Annotated in this window: 18 protein-coding genes; 9 read left to right on the forward strand and 9 right to left on the reverse strand. The window is 44.3% G+C overall.

The genetic code is table 11. The features are described from left to right. Positions 1-13: 13 nt before the first annotated feature. Positions 14-703 (reverse strand): phosphate regulon transcriptional regulator PhoB, encoded by a 690-nt coding sequence (gene phoB, locus ACXAER_RS06845; RefSeq protein WP_118490259.1) that lies wholly within the window; start codon positions 701-703, stop codon positions 14-16. A 266-nt stretch (positions 704-969) separates the two neighbouring features. On the opposite strand from phoB, the gene ACXAER_RS06850 reads away from it, so the two are divergent. Together ACXAER_RS06850 and rdgC are read left to right on the forward strand one after the other, a co-directional pair. Further along, positions 970-2,700, forward strand: a complete 1,731-nt coding sequence (locus tag ACXAER_RS06850) for a sensor histidine kinase (RefSeq protein ID WP_474827797.1) — start codon at positions 970-972, stop codon at positions 2,698-2,700. A gap of 131 nt (positions 2,701-2,831) precedes the next feature. Continuing rightward, a complete protein-coding gene (gene rdgC / locus ACXAER_RS06855) occupies positions 2,832-3,743 on the forward strand; it encodes a recombination-associated protein RdgC (RefSeq protein WP_474827799.1) in 912 nt (303 codons plus the stop codon). 195 nt (positions 3,744-3,938) lie between these two features. On the opposite strand, the gene ACXAER_RS06860 is transcribed toward rdgC, so the two are convergent. Further along, positions 3,939-4,502: a helix-turn-helix domain-containing protein gene (locus ACXAER_RS06860; RefSeq protein WP_474827801.1), complete on the reverse strand. Its 564-nt coding sequence runs from the start codon at positions 4,500-4,502 to the stop codon at positions 3,939-3,941. Between the two features lie 186 nt (positions 4,503-4,688). Between ACXAER_RS06860 and ACXAER_RS06865 the strand changes: the two genes are divergently transcribed. Next, a complete protein-coding gene (locus ACXAER_RS06865; RefSeq protein WP_474827803.1) occupies positions 4,689-5,879 on the forward strand; it encodes a benzoate/H(+) symporter BenE family transporter in 1,191 nt (396 codons plus the stop codon). A gap of 130 nt (positions 5,880-6,009) precedes the next feature. Here the strand turns inward: ACXAER_RS06865 and ACXAER_RS06870 are convergent, their stop codons facing one another. Continuing rightward, positions 6,010-6,846 (reverse strand): HDOD domain-containing protein, encoded by an 837-nt coding sequence (locus tag ACXAER_RS06870; protein ID WP_474827805.1) that lies wholly within the window; start codon positions 6,844-6,846, stop codon positions 6,010-6,012. 445 nt (positions 6,847-7,291) lie between these two features. Between ACXAER_RS06870 and ACXAER_RS06875 the strand changes: the two genes are divergently transcribed. Then, positions 7,292-8,986, forward strand: coding sequence for a dipeptidyl-peptidase 3 family protein (locus tag ACXAER_RS06875; protein ID WP_474830524.1), 1,695 nt, complete (start codon positions 7,292-7,294; stop codon positions 8,984-8,986). A gap of 108 nt (positions 8,987-9,094) precedes the next feature. Here ACXAER_RS06875 and ACXAER_RS06880 read toward each other — a convergent pair whose 3' ends face one another. The 4 genes from ACXAER_RS06880 to folB all read right to left on the reverse strand — a co-directional run bounded on the left by ACXAER_RS06880 (position 9,095) and on the right by folB (position 11,242). Continuing rightward, a complete protein-coding gene (locus ACXAER_RS06880) occupies positions 9,095-9,466 on the reverse strand; it encodes a histidine triad nucleotide-binding protein (RefSeq protein WP_474827807.1) in 372 nt (123 codons plus the stop codon). 120 nt (positions 9,467-9,586) lie between these two features. After that, a complete protein-coding gene (locus tag ACXAER_RS06885; RefSeq protein ID WP_118490266.1) occupies positions 9,587-10,387 on the reverse strand; it encodes an undecaprenyl-diphosphate phosphatase in 801 nt (266 codons plus the stop codon). 8 nt (positions 10,388-10,395) lie between these two features. Further along, positions 10,396-10,890: a 2-amino-4-hydroxy-6-hydroxymethyldihydropteridine diphosphokinase gene (gene folK / locus ACXAER_RS06890; protein ID WP_179982380.1), complete on the reverse strand. Its 495-nt coding sequence runs from the start codon at positions 10,888-10,890 to the stop codon at positions 10,396-10,398. Then, positions 10,883-11,242 (reverse strand): dihydroneopterin aldolase, encoded by a 360-nt coding sequence (gene folB, locus ACXAER_RS06895; RefSeq protein WP_474827810.1) that lies wholly within the window; start codon positions 11,240-11,242, stop codon positions 10,883-10,885. The genes folK and folB overlap by 8 nt, the downstream gene beginning before the upstream one ends. 291 nt (positions 11,243-11,533) lie before the next feature. On the opposite strand from folB, the gene plsY reads away from it, so the two are divergent. Continuing rightward, positions 11,534-12,136 (forward strand): glycerol-3-phosphate 1-O-acyltransferase PlsY, encoded by a 603-nt coding sequence (plsY, locus tag ACXAER_RS06900; RefSeq protein WP_179982378.1) that lies wholly within the window; start codon positions 11,534-11,536, stop codon positions 12,134-12,136. On the opposite strand, the gene ACXAER_RS06905 is transcribed toward plsY, so the two are convergent. Continuing rightward, entirely contained in the window at positions 12,126-13,451 is a 1,326-nt protein-coding gene (locus ACXAER_RS06905; RefSeq protein ID WP_474827813.1) for an alkaline phosphatase family protein, read from the reverse strand. The two genes, plsY and ACXAER_RS06905, sit on opposite strands and share 11 nt — an antisense overlap. A gap of 193 nt (positions 13,452-13,644) precedes the next feature. After that, entirely contained in the window at positions 13,645-14,670 is a 1,026-nt protein-coding gene (gene tsaD / locus ACXAER_RS06910) for a tRNA (adenosine(37)-N6)-threonylcarbamoyltransferase complex transferase subunit TsaD (RefSeq protein WP_474827815.1), read from the reverse strand. 524 nt (positions 14,671-15,194) lie between these two features. Here tsaD and rpsU point away from each other — a divergent pair. From rpsU to rpoD, 4 genes are all read left to right on the forward strand, one after another. Then, the gene (gene rpsU, locus ACXAER_RS06915) at positions 15,195-15,410 is read left to right on the forward strand and encodes a 30S ribosomal protein S21 (protein ID WP_012517258.1); all 216 of its coding nucleotides are present in this window, start codon (positions 15,195-15,197) and stop codon (positions 15,408-15,410) included. 235 nt (positions 15,411-15,645) lie between these two features. Further along, entirely contained in the window at positions 15,646-16,092 is a 447-nt protein-coding gene (locus tag ACXAER_RS06920; RefSeq protein WP_118490272.1) for a GatB/YqeY domain-containing protein, read from the forward strand. Between the two features lie 219 nt (positions 16,093-16,311). Continuing rightward, on the forward strand, positions 16,312-18,090 hold the full coding sequence (gene dnaG / locus ACXAER_RS06925; RefSeq protein ID WP_474827817.1) for a DNA primase: 1,779 nt from the start codon (positions 16,312-16,314) through the stop codon (positions 18,088-18,090). A 450-nt stretch (positions 18,091-18,540) separates the two neighbouring features. Continuing rightward, positions 18,541-20,376, forward strand: a complete 1,836-nt coding sequence (rpoD, locus tag ACXAER_RS06930; protein WP_474827819.1) for an RNA polymerase sigma factor RpoD — start codon at positions 18,541-18,543, stop codon at positions 20,374-20,376. Positions 20,377-20,411 lie beyond the last annotated feature (35 nt).

Below are 20,411 nucleotides of genomic sequence, written 5' to 3' on the forward strand. Positions count from 1 at the left end.
ACACCATATCTTATTAAAGCTTAGTAGAAAAACGGTAGCCTGCACCGCGTACAGTTTGGATCATAGCATCATGTCCGTGACGAGAGATAGCTTTGCGCAAGCGACGAATATGTACATCTACCGTCCTGTCTTCAACGTAAACATTGGTGCCCCACACGTTATCAAGAAGAAGTTCTCGGCTGTATACTCGCTCTGGATGAGTCATGAAAAAGTGCAATAGCTTGAACTCTGTCGGCCCCATATCCAATGGCTCTTCATTAGCCATAACGCGATGGGATACAGGCTCAAGTTTAAGTCCGTTAAACTCAATTGGCTCTTCGTTTGATGTGGGCGTGACTCTGCGCATTACCGCTTTAATTCTTGCCACTAGTTCCTTCGGCGAGAAGGGCTTAGTCACATAATCGTCGGCACCAGCATCCAAGCCTCGAATTTTATCTTCTTCTTCACCACGGGCTGTTAGCATGATAACGGGAATGTCACGAGTAAACTCGTGTTGCTTTAAACTTTTAGCCAGTTGTACACCGCTTCCACCCGGTAGCATCCAATCCAGTAGAATCAAATCTGGGTAAGGCTCGCAAATTTTTTCTTGCGCGATGTCGAAATCTTCGGCTTCAATAATATTAAAACCAGATTGCTCAAGTACGAACTTAAGCATCTCACGGATAGGCGCTTCGTCCTCAACCACCAACACTGTACGAGACATCGTAATATTCCTGCTCATTTATAAACGCCGCTATTATTAATGTGGTCTATGACAGTTTTATTAAAACGATTACATTAATGTGTCAAGTTTAATACGGTTTTAAAAAACGCGTCGTCCAAAGTTTATGCATACAATCTTGTTTATTCATACAATTGCGCATATTCTTGAGTTGTCAAAAATATCCACATTCATGTTATTTAAAATAACTAGATTACTAGAGATGTGGATATCATAAAAAGTCTGAAGTAACAGGGGTGTGTTTTTCTATGGCTGCGGTCAAGACAGGGTTATCAAGGAAGCTCTTAGCCAGGGTATTATCGGTATACTTTGCGCTCACGTTTCTTGTGACAATAGGACAAATTTTTACAGAATACCTCAGCACGAAAAATCACGTCGAAAGCGAGCTTCAAACGTTAAAAAACACTTTTTCCTCTAGCCTAACTCGCGCACTGTGGGAGCTTAACAACGACCAAGTCCGAGCTATCGCTGAAGGCTTGATGTCACTGCCTATTGTAGAAGGTCTTCAAGTCCGAGGTGAAAATGGCAATTACATCGCAGAGTACGGTATTCGTGTCCAGCGCTCTCCCGCGCCTGTCGATCAAGAGCTGATAGAGGATCATCCCGGAGGCGTTTTTAGCTATAGCTTTCCACTAGTTTTTAAGTTCTCTGGCCGTGAGTCTACCGTAGGCGATGTTACTTTATACTCAAGCTTCGACACTATATTTAGCCGTATTGAAGTAGGTGTTTTCTTTCTTATCGGCAACGCGATTGTGAAGACAACCTTCCTTGTTTTCTTATTTATGACAGCCTTTCGCACCATGCTCTCTGAGCCCTTACAGTCCATCACTGAGCAAATGGGCAATTTCGACCCTCAGCACCCTGCAGAGAGTAAATTCAACATCAAGTTAGATGATGACAACGAGTTGTTGCAACTTAAAGAGTCATACAATAATGTCATTGACGACCTTATCGTTTCAAATAACAAGCTTAAAGACGCGCAAAGCGAGCTAACACTTGCCAATAAAAAGCTAGACGATCAAAACCTCATTTTAGAACAGGAAGTGGCGAAGAAAACTGCCTCATTGTCACAAATCATGCTGGATCTAGAGCAGCAAAAAGACGAGCTTATCGCCCACCAGCGAGAGCTTCGCCAAGAAAACGAAAATCGCCAGTACATAGAAGCAGAGCTTCGCAAACGTAACCAAGAACTCGCGAGTTCAATGGACACCCTTAACCAAGCACAAGAGCAGCTAGTAGAGTCAGAACGCATGGCTTCACTTGGTGGCCTTGTGGCCGGTATTGCACACGACGTGAATACACCGTTAGGCGTAAGCGTCACCGCAGCCAGTTTTCTGCAAGAGCGACTAAACAACCTGAAGACTGATTTTGAAGATAAAAGCCTGACCAATAAAAATATGGCAAATTTTATCGACGAAGCGGAGCAAACTGCGCTTTTACTTTTGAGTAATTTAGAGCGCGCATCAGATCTTATCGCCAGCTTTAAGCAAGTGGCGGTTGACCAAACCAGCGAAACTGAGCGCGAGTTCGTGTTAGGCGAGTACATCAACGAAATTATTCAATCTCTTCAGCCAAGCTTTAAGCATACAGACCACCAAATTAATGTGACCTGTCCTGACAACTTAGTTGTAACCTGTGCCCCCGGCGCTATTGCCCAGATTGTAACAAATATGGTCGTTAATTCGCTTAGCCACGGCTTTGAAAGTAAAAGTGCCGGCAAAATTACTCTCGATGTAAAAGAAGAGAACGATATGGTTGTTATCTACTATAAAGATGACGGCAAAGGCTTAAGTGAAGAAGAATTAAGTCAATTATTTGATGCTTTCTTTACCACTAAACGAGGAGAAGGTGGCAGCGGTCTGGGCACACACATTATGTATAACCTAGTTACACAGTCGCTACAAGGCCACATCGAAGCCGATAGCGCCCTCGATAACGGCTTGCAGTACACCATTCGTTTTCCCAAAAGAAGTGCGTAACCTTTTTTTTCTATTTTTAATCTGGGAAGCACACAACAGCTTCAAATATCTAACAACCTTCTATTCAATTGCACCGCAAGTCGTACGTTGGTACGCTTGCGCCCTATTTTTATAAAGAGAATGCTTACACTATGTGGTTTAAAAATGTAAAAGCTTATCAAATTACTCAGCCGCTTTCGCTAGACGAGGGTGATTTAGAGCGAGTCTTAAACGAGCACGCTTTCCGCCCGTGCGGCAGCCAAGATTTAGCAACCATGGGATTTGCATCTCCGTTTTCACAGGCTGGTAAGCAAGGCACTATGTTTCATGTTGTTCAACAGCGTTTTTGGATAACGCTAAAGAAACAAGAGAAGATCTTGCCCGGTGCTGTGGTCAATGCCGAGCTTGACGAAATGGTGGCTAAAATTGAAATGGAAACCGGTTCGCCAGTTGGTAAAAAAGCCAAAGCTGACCTTAAGCAAGAAATTCAGACACGCTTGCTGCCACAGGCCTTTACCAAAAACACCTACACCCACGGTTTTATCTCGCTTGCCGACAACTTGGTAGTGGTTGATGCGTCATCTGACGGCAAAGCCGAAGCCTTTTTAGCCATGGTACGAAAAGCCATTGGTTCACTGCCAGTTGTGCCCTTTACGCGCAGAAGCCTTCAAAGCGAACTTACGCACTGGGTTACTGAGTCCACTCCAGAAGGTGTAGGGCTACTTGAAGAAGCTGAATTTAAATCTACCGATGACACAGGCAGTGTAATTCGCTGTAAGAACCAGCCGCTTGATAGCGAAGAAATCAGTATTCACCTAGATGCCGGTAAGCTGGTTCAAAAAGTCGCATTTGAATATGCAGAAACCCTAACGGCTATTATGTGTGAAGATGGCGCCATAAAGCGTATTAAGTTCACTGACCGCATTAAAGAAGAAACTGACGACGTACCAAAGGATCAAGTAGAGGCGCGCCTTGATGCAGAGTTTGCGCTAATGTCAGCAGAAATTTGTACGCTGCTTAACTTCCTTCGTGGTGCGCTTAATCTAAACGACGACAGTTTGTAAGCGAACGGCAAGTAAATAATAAGCAAATGAGAAAGATAGCCTAGCGCTATCGAAAAGCCTAATGACATTAGGGTAGTTAGGCTTTTAATCAGGAGCACTGAAGTACTTTTTTAATTAGCTCATTTGAACTGGCAACCGTCTTTTAGCGCAAAGCCTTTCTAGCTTTTACAGAAAAGTTGCCAAAACGCTTTAAGTTCAAGCGGGATAGTGAATTACCACAACAAAGCGCGTATTTCCTGCTTCGTCTCGATAACCGTGGGGCTGGTCTGCGCGCAATATACATTGCTCTTGAGCCTGGTAGCTTTTCCACTGTCCATCTTGCAAAACCCCTAACTTTCCTTGTAGTACGTGAATATGTTCGGTAACGCCAATTTGGTGGGCTGAAGAGTGCTGCTCATGAAAGTCTGTTAAGCATAGTTCGAACATCTCAAACTGAGTAGCTGAGTTAAAAGGAAATAGCGTTTTAATGGTTACATTTGGGTCGTTAGCGAACTTGTTATCGGCGTGTTGAGACGAAGGTACTGTTTCATCACCAGATAAGAAAGAAGAAAATGAACATGCAAGACCTGTGGCTATTTTCCACAAAGTCGCGATGGTTGGGCTAGACTCACCTCGTTCTATTTGCCCAAGCATGGCTTTTGACACCCCGGTCAACTGCGCGGTTTTATCAAGGGAAAGCCCCCTAGCTTTACGAACAGACTGCAGGTGCTGTGCAATACTTCTTGAAATATCAGAAGGCTGCCCATTTGCTTTTTTCATGTATTGAAGGCCTTTTATTTCGTCACTGATATGAATAAAGCAGTTGTGCGCTATAACGCACAAATGTTAAGTTACCTATTGTACGTTATAGCGCACAAAGCGGTAAAGTAGCACATTCGATAGACACCAAAAGCGTGTTTTTATCGCTCAATCGTTTCCAATCGAAATTCCATCACGAGGGTTTTCATGAGTAAATGGAAGTTAAGTCATATCAGCGCAGGGCTAACCGCGGTTACAGTAGGTTACAGTAGTTCTGTTGTCATTATCATTGATGTAGCGCGTAAAGCCGGCGCCAGCGACGACATGGTAGTGAGTTGGTTGTTGGCGCTTGGGCTCGGTATGGGCATTACCTGCATTCTGTTTTCGTGGCTATCTAAATTGCCCGTTGTTACCGCTTGGTCTACGCCTGGTGCGGCTTTTTTATTAACCAGTATCGGCGACTATAGTTTAAGTGAAGGCATTGGTGCATTTATAATATGCGCAATGCTTTCACTGATAACAGCGCAAAGTCGGACTTTACTTAAACAAATTAGTCGCATTCCACCAGCCATTTCATCTGCACTTTTAGCCGGTATTCTTCTGCCTATATGCCTTGCTATATTTACCGATGTTAATGAAGCGCCGCACCTAGTCGCGTTATTTATTTCCGCTTACCTAATAGGAAGCCGACTATTCCCCCGCTATCTGATGCTGTTGTTGCTGGTTATGTCCGTGGGCATTAGTTTGTTTGTCGGTAGTGCCAGCGGTGTTGTTGCTCTACCAAGTACCTCATCAGGACTGCCATCAATAATTACTCTGCCCGAGCCGATTTGGGTAACGCCCTCTTTCTCTATCAGCGCCGCCATTGGCTTAGCCTTTCCTCTTTTTCTTATCACCACGCTTTCTCAAAACTTGCCCGGCATAGCTATTCATCACGCCCACGGCTATACACCCGACCATAAGCCTATCTTATCAGGCATTGCCGTTATACAAGGTCTATTAGCACCGTTTGGTGGCTTTACTTTTAACCTAGCCGCTATCACAGCAGCACTGTGCATGGGTGAACAGGCGGATAGTGAAAAATCACAGCGCTATAGAGCTGCCATAGCGGCCGGCGTGGCGTATTTATTTATGGGGCTGTTAGCGTCTGTGGTCGTTACGTTATTTGTTAGCATGCCCAGTATCATTATTCATCTACTTGCAGGGCTCGCACTTTTAGGTACGCTGCAAGGGTCGGTGGTTCGCGCTATGGAAGTAGAGCATCACAGAGCCCCAGCACTGCTCACCATGCTGTGTACGGCGTCAGGCTTTAGCTTATTTTCTATGACTTCAGCGGTGTGGGGATTGGGTCTAGGTTTACTATTACTGTTTGTTCAAAAGAAACCTGCTAACGCATAGTGTTGCTTATTATGCGCTGTACGTGTAGTGAACCTATATAACAAAAAGGCCGATACGTTTTGAAGTTTCACTTCTGTATCGGCCTAACACTACTGTGTAGATTTGAGGGGTAGCTTAAAAGCTTAACTGCTTATAAGAAAATTTGCTTCGCGGCACTTGTGAGCTCTTCGAACTCATCAGAGTGAAGCTCGCCCATATCTTCGACCACACCACGCTGAATAGCTAAGTTTAGCATGGCGTCTTTTTGGCTACCTGCCGCTCCCGAGACTGCCGCACCTACGCGAACAAAGTCAATATAGCTTAGCTCATCAGGGAGATAGCTTAAGTCTTTCCAGTTTTTCGCTACATTTACGAAGCTTTCACCAAAGCCCCATTCTCTCATTATGCTTGCACCAATGCGGCCCGCTAGTTTATCGATTGCCACTTCAAGGAAAGAAGGGTTCGCAAAAACTTCAGGGTGGCGCTCAGCTTCGGTCAAAATAGGCAGTACACCAATATTATGTACCAATGCAGCTAAAGTCATAGTATCCATGCTCATTTCCCGCTTTTTGGTGCGAGCTATATAAAGCTGCAATACCGCCATTGAACTGGCAACTATGTTTACCGTGTTCGCCCACTCCTGTTGCAAATAACGAGCTACTACATCATTTTTAGATACGAACAGTTGCTCCATTGCTAATGCGGTAGAGATATTCTTAATTTGTCGCAAACCAATACGGGTTACCGCCTGACTGATTGAGGTTACTTTAACACTGCGCCCCATATAAGCACTGTTTGCAATTTTGATCATTCTTGCACTAAGTGATGGGTCTTGTCCGATTACCTCGCCCATAGCATTAAGGTTAATGTCAGGGTCATCTGCTGCTTTACGGACTTTTAATGCGATAGCAGGAAGTGTAGGAAGGACCAGTGTGTCATTGTTTATCTTTTCAACCAAAATGGTTGAAAGCGCGTTCTGTGTAGACATATTTCTACCCTTAGAAAGTTCCAAATTGCCTTGATAAGGCGATAGTTTGCGTTACCCGTTATCCACATAGCTAACATCAATCCTGATGCGCCAAGTAAATCGAGTATTTGTGCGTTGCATTCCCTGCGCTTATTCACATAGGCCTCTATGTTTCACGCTAAAATACAAACCGTTTATTGTTTTATTATGGTATTTCTATCACCATACTATAGTAGCTCTTTAGTTTCGACCAACTAAAAAAGACAGGCTTAGTGCGAATGTTTAACGACCGCAGAAGCACGAGAGCTCAATCAAAGTATAGACAACAAGCAGCAAACCACTATTGATATTAAGCAAATAATTTTCATACTTTTGTATAGAATCAAAAGCATAGCTATAGTGAGTTACGCAAACACCTCCCCACATACTTAAATCAATACGGGAAAACGACACGGTAAACCTTATGATTAAAAAAACGACTTCAAGTTATTCGCCTATTGCTGCTGCAGTAGCAGGGCTATTTATACTGGCCGCCTGCAGTAAAAGCGCCGATACAACGCAAACTCAAACGGCAAAGCCTGAAACCGATACAGCGCAAACCTTACTTGTAGACGAGTCCCGCTTGTCTATTTATCACGGTGTAGACCTTACCAGCGATTTATCACACCTTAATGACAACCAGCATAAAATGCTTTCGCTTTTAATAGATGCGTCGAAAATTATGGACGACCTGTTTTGGAAGCAGGCATTTTTTGAAGATAAAGATGCTTTCCTTTCCTCGATAAGCGACGAAAAGGTACGTCACTTTGCAGCGATTAACTATGGTCCTTGGGATCGCCTAAATGGCGACACGCCATTTATTAGCGGCTATGAAGATAAAGCCCTAGGCGCTGAGTTTTATCCTCACAACATGGAAAAGGAAGAATTTGCTACGGCTGAGTTTGCCGACAAGCAAGGCTTATATTCTATAGTGAAGCGCGATGAAGCAGGTAACCTTTATTCAGTGCCTTACTCTGAAGCCTTTAAGAGTGAGTTAATGAAAGCATCTGACCTACTAAAAAAAGCGTCAGAGCTAGCTGAAGATGAAAGCTTCAAGCAATACCTGCAACTGCGTTCTGAGGCATTGCTGTCTAACGATTATCTTGCCTCTGATATGGCCTGGATGGATATGAAGACTAACCCAGTAGAGCTGGTTATTGGCCCTATTGAAAGCTACGAAGATCAACTCTTTGGCTATCGCGCTGCGTTTGAAGCCTACGTGCTTATTAAAGATTTAGCATGGAGTGAAAAGCTGGCGAAGTACGCGGCTTTCCTACCTGAGCTTCAGAAAGGCCTTCCTGTTGCTGATGCTTACAAAGCTGAGATGCCAGGTTCTGATGCAGATCTAAACGCTTACGATGTTATTTATTATGCAGGCCACTCTAATGCTGGTAGTAAGACCATTGCGATTAACTTGCCTAATGACGAGCGCGTTCAGTTAGAAAAGGGAACCCGCCGTCTTCAGCTTAAAAACGCAATGCGCGCTAAGTTCGACACGATTTTAGTGCCTATTGCAGATACACTAATTGTGCCAGAGCAACGTGAGCACATTACGTTCGACGCCTTTTTCGCCAACACCATGTTTCACGAAGTGGCTCACGGCCTTGGCATTAAAAACACTCTAGACGGTTCGGGTACCGTGCGCGGCGCACTTAAAGAGCATGCTTCAGCCCTTGAAGAAGGTAAAGCCGATATTTTAGGTTTGTACATGGTACAAAGCCTTCTTGAGAAAGGTGAAATTACCGAAGGTACGCTAGAAGACTACTACGTGACCTTCATGGCCGGAATTTTCCGCTCTGTGCGTTTCGGCGCAAGCTCTGCACACGGAAAAGCGAACATGATCCGCTTTAACTTCTTTGCACAGCAAGGTGCGTTTGAGAAAACAGAAGACGGCATGTATCGCGTAAATATGCAAAAGATGGGCGCTGCAGTAGAGGCACTTTCTGAATTGATCCTGACTCTTCAAGGTGACGGCGATTACGACGGTGTTGCAAAACTTGTGGAAACTATGGGTGTGATCAAGCCTGACCTTGCGTCAGATTTAGCGCGCTTAGAAGCGGCTAGCATCCCGGTTGATATTCACTTTAATCAAGGTAAGAAAGTGCTGGGGCTTGCTGAGTAAGCCATTAGGTTTTACTTTTTAATATCATTTAGCTCATTTATCTAGAGCGTAAATAAAAATGCCGCCCTTTAAGTAATTGGCGGCATTTTTTATCTGTCAGCGAAAACGTTACTCAACGTGTTGCTTCATGTTCTCAGTATACGGAGGCCAACCTAGTGGTTTACCTGCCAATACGTGAAGGTGAATATGATATACAGTTTGCCCACCGTATTCGTTGCAATTCATGACGGTACGGTACCCCTGATCGGCAAACCCTTGCTCTTTTGCAATCTTTGCAGCCACCAATGATAGATGACCCACTACTTCGCGATCTTCTTCAGCAATATCATTTACCGTGGCAATTTGCTTTTTCGGTATAACTAGAAAATGAGTCGGAGCCTGAGGATTTATATCTTTAAACGCCAGCGCCAGTTCATCTTCGTACAAAATCTCTGCTGGAATTTCCTTGCTGATAATTTTATCAAAAATTGTTTCTGCCATGTCTCACATTCCTTTTTAATCAGGTGTTTAACTATTGCGTTAGCGATCAATGAAGGTTCTTTCGTCAACGCAATAACAAAGTCTAAACTACAGTGTTGTTACTCGGCTCGATGCCTTGTCTTATGCGAAAACAAACCATAGAAGTATTACGCCTAACGCTAAGCGATAGATAACGAAAGGCAGCATGCCTATACGGGATATCCAGCTTAGGAATAAATAGATACAAAGGTAGGCACTTACGAATGAAAATGCTGCACCATACAGCAATGCATACCAGTCCACAGCTTCATTTGCTTTAAGTAAATCTAAGGTAGCTAGCAACCCTGCACCTAAGATGACAGGTATAGACAGTAAGAAAGAAAAGCGCGCACAGGCTTCGCGTTTTAATCCTAGCATCAAGCCAGCAGTCATAGTTATTCCCGAACGAGATGTCCCCGGAATTAACGCTAACACTTGGGCTAAGCCAATATAAATAGCTTGTTTTAACGTTAGGCCTTCAAGCTCTTGTTCCCGCTTTGCTGTCGAATCGGCATACCATAAAAGCAAACCGAAAATGATGGTGGTACCTGCGATCACCAATGCTGTACGTGCATTGTCTTCTATCCAGCCTTTCATCAAAAAGCCAATGATGACCGCAGGAATAGTCGCCACAATAACGTACCACGCCAGTTTACTGTCGGTAGATTGCTGCTTGCTGAAGCCTTGAGTCACCCATGCTACTGTCATCTGCCCTATTTCTTGACGAAAATAGATCATAACTGCAAGAAGACTTCCCACATGTACTGCTACGTCAAACGCCAAACCTTGGCTTACCCAACCGAAAAGCTCAGCGGGTAGCAGCAAGTGCCCAGAACTACTGATTGGAAGAAATTCAGTCACGCCCTGAATAATTGCTAAAATAATGATTTCGAAAAGTGTCATTCCTTTGCTTAACTCCAAGTAAAGTCAATTGGCCATAATTGCTGTTTCTGTTTATCAAAGTTTTGCCACATTTGGGCATAGGTTTCTTGCGTTTCAGGGTGAATGTCGTCGGGAACAAGTTCAGCTAACGGCCAAAGCACAAACGCGTTGTAACAAATCTCTTCGCGAGGCAAAACCACAGGGGATGTGGTTACCTTACTATCATAGGTAAGCAAGTCGAGATCAAGGGTTCTAGCGCAGAATTTTTTGTCGGTATGCACTCTTCCATTGTCTTTCTCAATTGCCTTTAGTATTGCACACACCTCTTCAACATTTTTTGATGTTGTCGCCCGTGCGGCAGCATTATAAAAAGGGCTGCCGTTGAAGCCTACAGCTTCGCTTTCATAAACGGAAGACACTGAAACATCGGAGAAGTGCTGTTTTAGGGCAACTAAAGACTGCCTAGTGTAATGCTCACGCTCAATATTGGAACCAATGCTGATTAAAATGGTATGTTCAGGCATTAGTGCGCTCTTTTCGCATTTCAACGGCAACAGTTTGCGCATTAGGAAGAATATTAGGTTTAACGATTTTAAGCGTTATTGATGCAGCCGAAAAATGAGCAAGTACGGTATCCATAACCTTGCTTCCGAAAGCCTCAAGTAGTTCAAATGTGCTTTCTTTGCCGACTTCCACGATGCACTCGGCTACTTTGGCATAATCTACCGTATCAGCAACGTCATCACTTATCATTGCTGCGCTTAAGTCAACATCAAGTGTTACATCGAGAAGTAGCTGTGTGGTTCTTACTCGCTCCCAGTCATAAACACCAATCAGGGTGTCTACTTCAAGCCCTGTTATATAAATTTTTCCCATGGAATTTTTTCATCTTGTCTGTTATCAACCCAGTTTATTGCCTTATTTTCCGGCTTCAATACTGGTCTTACTACTGCGCTTTCAACCACATATTACTGGTAAACGGTGGTATATCGCGTTTGGATGGAGTAGCTTTACGCTTGTGTGGCACAACTATACCGCTGTATGACAACTGGGGGCAACCAAGGTTTTGTAATTTAATAGGGCATAAGCCTTTAACCTCCTACAAGAGAAGTAAAACCCGACAGAAGGTAGTGCTTCTAAAACGCTTTTGATAATTAGAATGAAAAAATGATTTCGCTAACGCTTTTAATGGCTGCTGTTGCCTACCTCTTCGGTTCACTATCAAGTGCAGTGGTTATAAGCCAATTATTTGGTTTACCCGACCCAAGGACCGCTGGCTCTAAAAACCCTGGAGCAACCAATGTGTACCGCTTAGGTGGTCGTATTCCTGCGCTACTTGTACTTGTTATGGATATTTTGAAAGGCACTATTCCCGTTTACGGCAGCTACTTTTTGGGTATAGAGCCAATAATGCTGGGCATAATTGCTATCTTTGCCTGTTTAGGCCATATATTTCCGCTTTATTTCGGTTTTAAAGGCGGAAAAGCCGTCGCTACCGCTTTTGGTGCCATGCTGCCTATCGGGCTCGATTTAGCAGGGCTACTTGTTCTAAGCTGGGTGGTGGTGGTTTTTCTTACCGGCTATTCTTCATTGGGCGCGCTTATCGCAGTATCTCTTGCGCCGTTATTTACATTTTTGATTAAGCCTTTATATACCGTGCCCGTGGCAATGCTTTCGCTGCTTATTATTTTACGTCATAAAGACAACATAGCCCGCCTGTTAGCAGGCAATGAAAGTAAGGTGTGGGATAAAGGCAAAGTTAAAGAGTAAGTGCCTGCTGCAGTACATCCAGCTTGCCGTCTATGGGCGTAACAGGCGTAATACCCAATATTTTAGCCAGCGCTGGATAAACTTCTAGGTTGCTAAATGTAGGTATAGTGGTATTCGTTTTAAACGCAGGCCCCACTGCAACGAAGGTCGCCCCCATATCAGGTAACGTATTTACGTATCCATGCCCACCTTTGCTAACATGCGTACTGTTAGCGTTTTTAAAACGGGCCGGTGGCGCAATTTCAATAATGATATCGCCCGTTCTGTCTCCCACTTCCATGTGCCGCTCAGCGCGCTGGGTATCATTGAGCACAATGTAGCGGTTTTCAGCTACTTGTGTAAGACGTTCTATCTCGTCGGTTATTTGTTTATCTGAGATGCCTTCTTTGGCATACAGGTGAACTTGAGCCCCTTCATTTTCAATGATAAAGCTCTCGGGTATGGATAAAGACTCGACTTCGAGCAACTGGCTTTCATCAATGGGCGTCATTCCGTGATCAGACACCACTACAAGATTTACGGGTAAGTCTAACGCGTTAATGCGTTCATAGAGTTGACCGATGAGCGCATCTACCTCTTTCACCGCATCATTGGTTTTGTCAGCCAGCGGCCCTTCGTCATGGCCTATCGTGTCGGTTAACGAAAAATAGCCTGCGATTAAACGAGGTCGTGAGACTTCCGGAAGTTTAAGCCAATTTATAATTTGGTCGATGCGCTGCTGATAATCGGCGTATTTAGAGTAGTGAAAAAAGTAGCTGGGCTGCGCCCCTGAAATACGAGCATCTGATTCTGGCCAGAAGAAGGTAGCTGCCTTCATGCCATGATATTCCACTAAGTTCCATAGCGGTGTTGCCGTAATCCACGTGCTGTCCATACGACCATAACCTAATTGATACTTTGCATACCCCTCTTTTGAAGGGCGGGATTTGTCATAAAAACGGTTATTCACAATCCCGTGGTGTTTAGGAAGCAGCCCTGTGATCAGAGAAATATGATTGGGGAAGGTATTTGACGGATAAACAGGGGTCATAGACGACGCTCTTACCCCTTGCTTTGCAATAGCAGCAAGGTGTTGCGCGCTGTGTAATTCGATATAGTCATGGCGAAATCCATCAAGAGAAATGAGCACGACATATTGGTCTTGCTGCTCCTGCTTTTCTTGCTTAAGGTCTTGTACAGGTGCATTCAAGGGTGACTTGCTTGATGCAAATGCACTGGACGCGGTGAGCGCTGCAACGGCAAGCGAAATAAATAACGACAACGCTAAATGGAATAGCGGTGCATTTTGTTTTGTTCCGTCTGTTGCTAAGCGCATGTTTTTTTTACGTCCTTACTCAATGTTCATTTTGGTAAAATAAAAGGCAATGGAATGCGCTCCCATTGCCTTTACTTTTTGTTTGTCTATGTTGGGCGCTTGTTATGCTTTATATCTACTTTGTAAACATCTTATGCATACGCCAATAGTCTATATCGACTTTACAACATTATTTGAAACTCAGTGGGCGTTTTTAAATTGCTGATAAGGTATCAAGAGGCCATCGCGGTTTGGCTTGTGACGATAACGCCAAGGTTTCGCCTGCTTTTAAGCGCTGCATCCCCGCATAGGCAATCATGGCACCATTATCTGTACAATACGCTAAGCTAGGGTAAAACACCTCACCTTTTAGCTCTTGCATTAGGGCTTTCATCTCACTGCGCAACATCGTATTTGCACTAACACCGCCAGCAATAACCAATCGTTTCATTCCTGTCTGCTTCAATGCTCGCTTACATTTTATAATAAGCGTATCCACTACAGCCTCTTGGAATGCGTAGGCAATATTCGCTTTAATTTGCTCAGCATCATCACCGGTTAGGTCAGCATCGCGAATGGTATTCGCTGCAAAGGTCTTTAAGCCGCTAAAGCTGAAATCTAAGCCTGGTCTGTCGGTCATTGGACGTGGGAATTTGTAGTGTCCCGCCTCGCCCTTTTCGGCCAATTTTGCCAAGAGAGGGCCGCCAGGGTAATCAAGACCAAGTAACTTAGCGGTTTTATCAAAAGCTTCGCCTGCGGCATCGTCAATTGACTCGCCAAGTACTTCATACTGACCAATGCCTTCTACTTTGACCAGCATTGAGTGACCACCTGACACTAAAAGCGCAACGAAAGGAAATTCAGGTGCGTCCTCTTCAAGCATAGGTGCTAACAGGTGCCCCTCCATATGATGAACACCCACCGCAGGTACGTTCCACGCATAGGCCAATGAACGCCCTACCGATGAACCTACTAAAAGGGCGCCTACCAATCCTGGGCCTTGAGTGAATGCAACACCGTCAATATCTGACGGCTGGGTATTCGCATCTTCCATGGCTTTTTCAATTAAGGGAATGATTTTTCTCACATGGTCCCGAGAGGCGAGCTCAGGCACTACACCACCATAATCCGCATGCAGCTTCACTTGGCTGTATAGTTCGTGCGACAACAAACCTTTTTCATCGTCATAAACTGCGATGCCAGTTTCGTCGCAAGATGTTTCTATTCCTAAAATACGCATGGGGAGCAACCCTTTTTACTACTAACTTCAATACCGAGTTTTTGGATATATAGCAATGCTGTCTAATATATAAATTACTCACTACAGTGTTGTGAACAATAATTAGTTAAGCGAATATCAAAAACTGAGAAAATAATTCTGGCGATCTGGCGGGATCATCTTTATGATCCCGGCGCGATCATAACACTACCCTAGTCAGGATCATTTGCTTTCTACTTTTGATCACAGTTATCTATCAGAAGAAACATGAGCAAAAAGCATTCTGAATAGGGCGCTCATACAAGCCGAGTTAAACAACGCGGCGCTTAACGAGCGCAGAGTTTACCTTTTATCCTGCATTCATGGAATGCCAGTGAACAGGTAAATGAACGGTAAATGCACAATATTGGCTATTTTTTGGCAATTCATCCTTTACTTTCTCTGTAGATATGATTAGAATTTCGCACCATTTTTAACCCGGGTGGCCTTTTTAGCGCACAATTTTACCCGGATTTACACAGTAAAAGTTTTGAGGTGAGTGTTTAATGCCTATCGTTAAAGTTAGAGAAAACGAGCCGTTTGATGTGGCGCTGCGTCGTTTTAAGCGTTCTTGTGAAAAAGCAGGTGTTCTTTCTGAAGTTCGTCGTCGTGAATTCTTCGAAAAGCCAACTTGGGAACGCAAGCGCAAGAAAGCTGCCGCTAAAAAGCGTCATCTTAAGAAGCTAGCTCGTGAAAACGCACGTCGCGTAAAACTCTACTAATATAGGGTTAAGTAACGAGTCTGAAAGGTGTTGCAATTGCAGCACCTTTCGCGTTTCTGGGCCTCTATTTTTCGGCCTTATTCTTACGACCCCATTTTTTCCTTTTCAAATGGTTGCATTTAATTTCCAACCTGGGGCTTAATAATACCATTCCGCATAGATCATTATCTTCTGAGTGGGCAATGCTCTATGCGGATTGGTATAAGCAATCTACTAATAAAAATCAGGAAACATCATGGCACTAATTGATGATTTAAAAGCAGCGCAAAAAGATGCGATGCGTGCAAAAGAAAAAGTACGTCTTGGTACTATTCGTATGGCTATGGCGGCCATTAAGCAAAAAGAAATCGATGAACAAATCACGCTAGACGATAGCGCAATCTTAGCGGTATTGACCAAAATGGTTAAACAGCGTCAAGACGCGGCAGCGCAATACGACGCAGCCAATCGCGAAGACCTAGCTAGCAAAGAGCGTGAAGAAATCACTTATATTGAAGATTTCTTACCGCAGCCTTTGACTGACGATGAACTCAATGCCCTTATCGACGAAACCATGGCTGCGACTGGCGCGTCGGGTATGCAGGATATGGGTAAAGTCATGGGCGCCTTGAAACCTAAGGTTCAAGGCCGCACCGACATGGGCGCTTTGAGTGCAAAAATTAAGGCGCGTTTGAACGCTTAAGTACTGCCCACGTGTAACAGTGAATCGCGCAGAAGGTGGGCATTGTCTCACCTTCGTTATTCTCATTTAACCACTTCCCTGTTACAGTACTTCACTGTTTTTATGATGTTGTAGCCTGTCGTTTGAAGCGCAGCTAAGACTATGCTTTTCTGTTTATTTTTGAACTCATTCTTTTTTAACTAACTCTTTTTTTAACTAACTTTTGTTGAAAGTACCCTCATGGCTGGAAAGATACCTCGCGATTTTATAGATGACCTGCTGTCACGTACCGATGTGGTAGAAGTGGTAGATAGCCGAGTCAAACTCAAAAAAGCAGGTAAGAATTACCAGGCGTGCTGCCCTTTTCATAACGAAAAGTCACCCTCTTTTACTGTTAGTCAAGATAAGCAGTTCTATCACTGTTTCGGATGCGGCGCTCACGGTAATGCTATCTCATTTATTATGGAATTCGACCGCTTAGAATTTGTCGAGGCGATTGAAGAGCTAGCCCGTTATCACGGGCTTGAAGTACCTCGAGAAAAAGGCAGCCGGCCTGCCATGAGCGAAGAGAAAAAGCAGCAACAGCAAGACGACTATGCAGTAATGGAACAAGTCACACGCTTTTTCCAGCATCAGTTGCGCCAAAACGGTAATAGTAAGAAAGCCATCGACTATTTAAAAAATCGCGGACTAAGCGGCGATATCGTTAAGCAGTGGGAAATTGGCTATGCCCCTGACAGCTGGGACGCACTGCTAAATACCTTTGGTAAAGATCCCCAACGCATCAAGCAGTTGGTCGATTTAAAACTGGTCAATAAAAACGACCAAGGACGTACCTACGACTTCTTCCGCGACCGCATCATGTTTCCAATTAGGGATAAACGGGGTCGCGTGGTCGGCTTTGGCGGTCGTGTTTTAGACGACGGCGGTCCTAAATACTTAAACTCACCAGAAACTCGTATTTTTCATAAAGGCAGCGAGCTTTTTGGGTTTTACTCAGCGCGCCAGAATAATAGAACGCTAGATACTGTTGTTGTTGTTGAAGGCTATATGGATGTGGTGGCATTGAGTCAGTTCGACATTAATATTGCTACCGCTGCCTTGGGTACGGCTACCACACCTGAACACATTCAAATGCTGGTTCGCGCTACCTCGCACATTGTGTGCTGTTATGATGGTGACCGCGCTGGGCGTGAAGCTGCATGGCGCGCGCTAGAGAACGCCTTACCGGCATTAAAAGACGGCGTGCGTATATCTTTTTTATTCTTACCCGATGGCGAAGACCCAGATACCATGGTGCGTCAGGTGGGCAAAGATGCGTTTATGGAAATGCTCGATAACGCGACGCCTTTGTCTCGTTTCTTTTTTGAGAACTTACTAAAAACTCACAACGTGGGTACGCCAGAAGGTAAGATTGCCCTTAAAAAAGCAGCAATGCCACTGATTGAAAGCACCTTAGGTGATGACCAAAAGCAAATGTTGCTGGAAGAGTTAGCCAAGCACACCGGTGAGTTCGATAGGTTTAAACTTCAACAAGATATTACCAAAGCGAATCAAGGTTCAAAGCAAGCTTACTCCCCTAATCGCAACCAGGTAAACAAGCCTAAACTATCGCCACTTCGCATGCTGATACGCTTACTGCTTGATAAGCCAGAGCTAGCAGCACATTGCGAAGATGTGCAGATAGATATATTCGCCGGTAGCAAAGCTGCCGGTATGGATTTATTGCGCGATATTCACAGCTATTGTGTCAGCCACCCTCACGCAAAAACTGCGCAGCTTGTTGAAAATTTCCGCGACCATCCCCATTCTTCTACTATCGCGAAATTATTGTTACAAGAACACTTAGTCAAAGATGAGGATGCTGAGCGTGTATATAACGACAGCTTCGCTCGCTTACTAGACGGGCATTTCGATAGCCGCATTGAAACCTTAATTTCACGCTCGCGGGTTCAACCGCTGACTCAAGCGGAAAAACAGGAATTGAACCTGCTTATGAGGGAAAGGCAGAAGAGTTAACCTAGGGGAAAATGAACTTTGGGTTTATCTGTTTTTGCGTAGTACGCTACGCTAGCTATATGTTTAATTCGTTTTCACCTTGCAATTATGCACGATGCAAGTAATAAAAGCGGAAACGTAAAAAGCACTGGCTAAAAAATCGGCCGTCAATCTGGTAAAACCTCCGCTTATTCTGCTATACTGGCTAATTCGCTGCGTGCATGTTTGAACATGGTTCACACTCTTATGTGAACGAAAATGCAGCAACACGAGTAGCAAAGATATAGCCGAACATAACGGGCAGATCCAAACCCGAGCAGGTGTGCATCGCAACATAATGGTTTATACCAGCGTGGCATCTAGCATTAACGGCCTGATACAAATGCAGTACTACAGCAGAACGGGGAACACACCTATGTGTATGTTGTCTTTTCTATTGCAAACTAATTGAATGTGAGAAGTGTAGGTTATATGGCGCAAAGCAAGCAGTCTCAGATTAAACTCCTGATTGCAAAAGGTAAAGAGCAAGGTTACTTAACCTTTGCAGAAGTAAACGACCACCTGCCGCAAGATATTGTCGATTCTGATCAAATCGAAGACATAATCCGCATGATTAACGACATGGGAATTCAAGTTTCTGAATCAGCTCCTGATGCAGATGAACTTCTCATGCAAGAAGCGAATGCTGATGAAGATGCTGCAGAAGCAGCAGCTCAAGCACTTGCTACTGTAGAAAGTGAAATTGGCCGTACGACTGACCCAGTTCGCATGTATATGCGTGAAATGGGTACCGTTGAACTTCTTACACGCGAAGGCGAAATTGAAATCGCTAAGCGTATAGAAGACGGTATTAACCAAGTACAGTGCTCGGTTGCTGAATATCCAGAAGCGATCACTTACCTGTTAGATCAGTGGGATTTATACGAAGCCGAAGAAATTCGCCTAAGTGACATTATCTCGGGCTTTGTTGATCCTAACGATGATCAAGATCTCGCGCCAACTGCAACACACGTAGGCTCTGAGTTATCTGAAGAAGAGTTAGATGACGAAGATGGCGATGATGATGATGACGAAGATGAAGATGAAGACGATGGCGGCGTAGACCCAGAGCTAGCGCGCGAACGTTTCGCAGAACTTCGTGAACAGTACCTTAAAACTCGCGAAGTCATCGAGAAGAAAGGTCGTTCTCATGCCGACTCTCGTACGCAAATCAACGCGCTGAGCGACGTATTTAAAGAGTTCCGTCTAGTTCCTAAGCAGTTTGATCGCATGGTTAAAAACATGCGTGCAATGATGGACAAAGTACGTATCCAAGAACGTCTTGTAATGAAGTTCTGTGTGGTCAATGCCAAAATGCCTAAGAAAGACTTTATAAAAGCTTTCGCGGGTAACGAAACGTCTACTGCGTGGTTACACGAAGCAGTTAAATCAGGCGCGCCTTATGCGGCTGAACTTGCAGTTAACCAAGAAGAGATCGAACGCTGCATTAGCAAGATGAATCAAGTTGAGCAAGAAACTGGCTTGGTGATCGCTGATATTAAAGACATCAACCGTCGCATGTCGATTGGTGAAGCAAAAGCACGTCGTGCGAAAAAAGAAATGGTTGAAGCTAACCTTCGTCTTGTAATCTCAATTGCGAAGAAGTACACCAACCGCGGTCTTCAGTTCCTTGACCTTATTCAAGAAGGTAATATTGGTCTGATGAAGGCGGTAGATAAGTTCGAATATCGTCGTGGTTATAAGTTCTCAACTTACGCAACATGGTGGATTCGTCAGGCAATTACTCGTTCAATTGCTGACCAGGCGCGTACTATCCGTATCCCTGTGCACATGATTGAGACGATTAACAAGCTAAACCGTATCTCTCGCCAAATGCTTCAGGAAATGGGACGTGAACCAACGCCAGAAGAATTGTCAGAGCGCATGTTAATGCCCGAAGACAAGATTCGTAAGGTACTTAAGATTGCTAAAGAGCCAATCTCGATGGAAACACCTATCGGCGATGATGAAGATTCACATCTTGGCGACTTTATTGAGGACAGCACTATTATTCAGCCCCTCGATTCAGCAACTGGCGGTAGCTTAAAAGGCGCAACGCAAGAAGTACTAGCAGGTCTAACTGCTCGTGAAGCGAAAGTACTACGCATGCGTTTCGGTATAGACATGAATACCGACCACACGCTTGAAGAAGTAGGTAAGCAGTTTGACGTTACCCGTGAGCGTATTCGTCAGATTGAAGCTAAAGCACTTCGCAAGCTTCGCCACCCTAGCCGTTCTGAGCAGCTACGCAGCTTCCTAGACGAATAGAAAAATATTACCTTAAATAAAAATCCTCAGCCCTT

This window comes from Alteromonas sp. AWJ4_199, assembly GCF_056159165.1.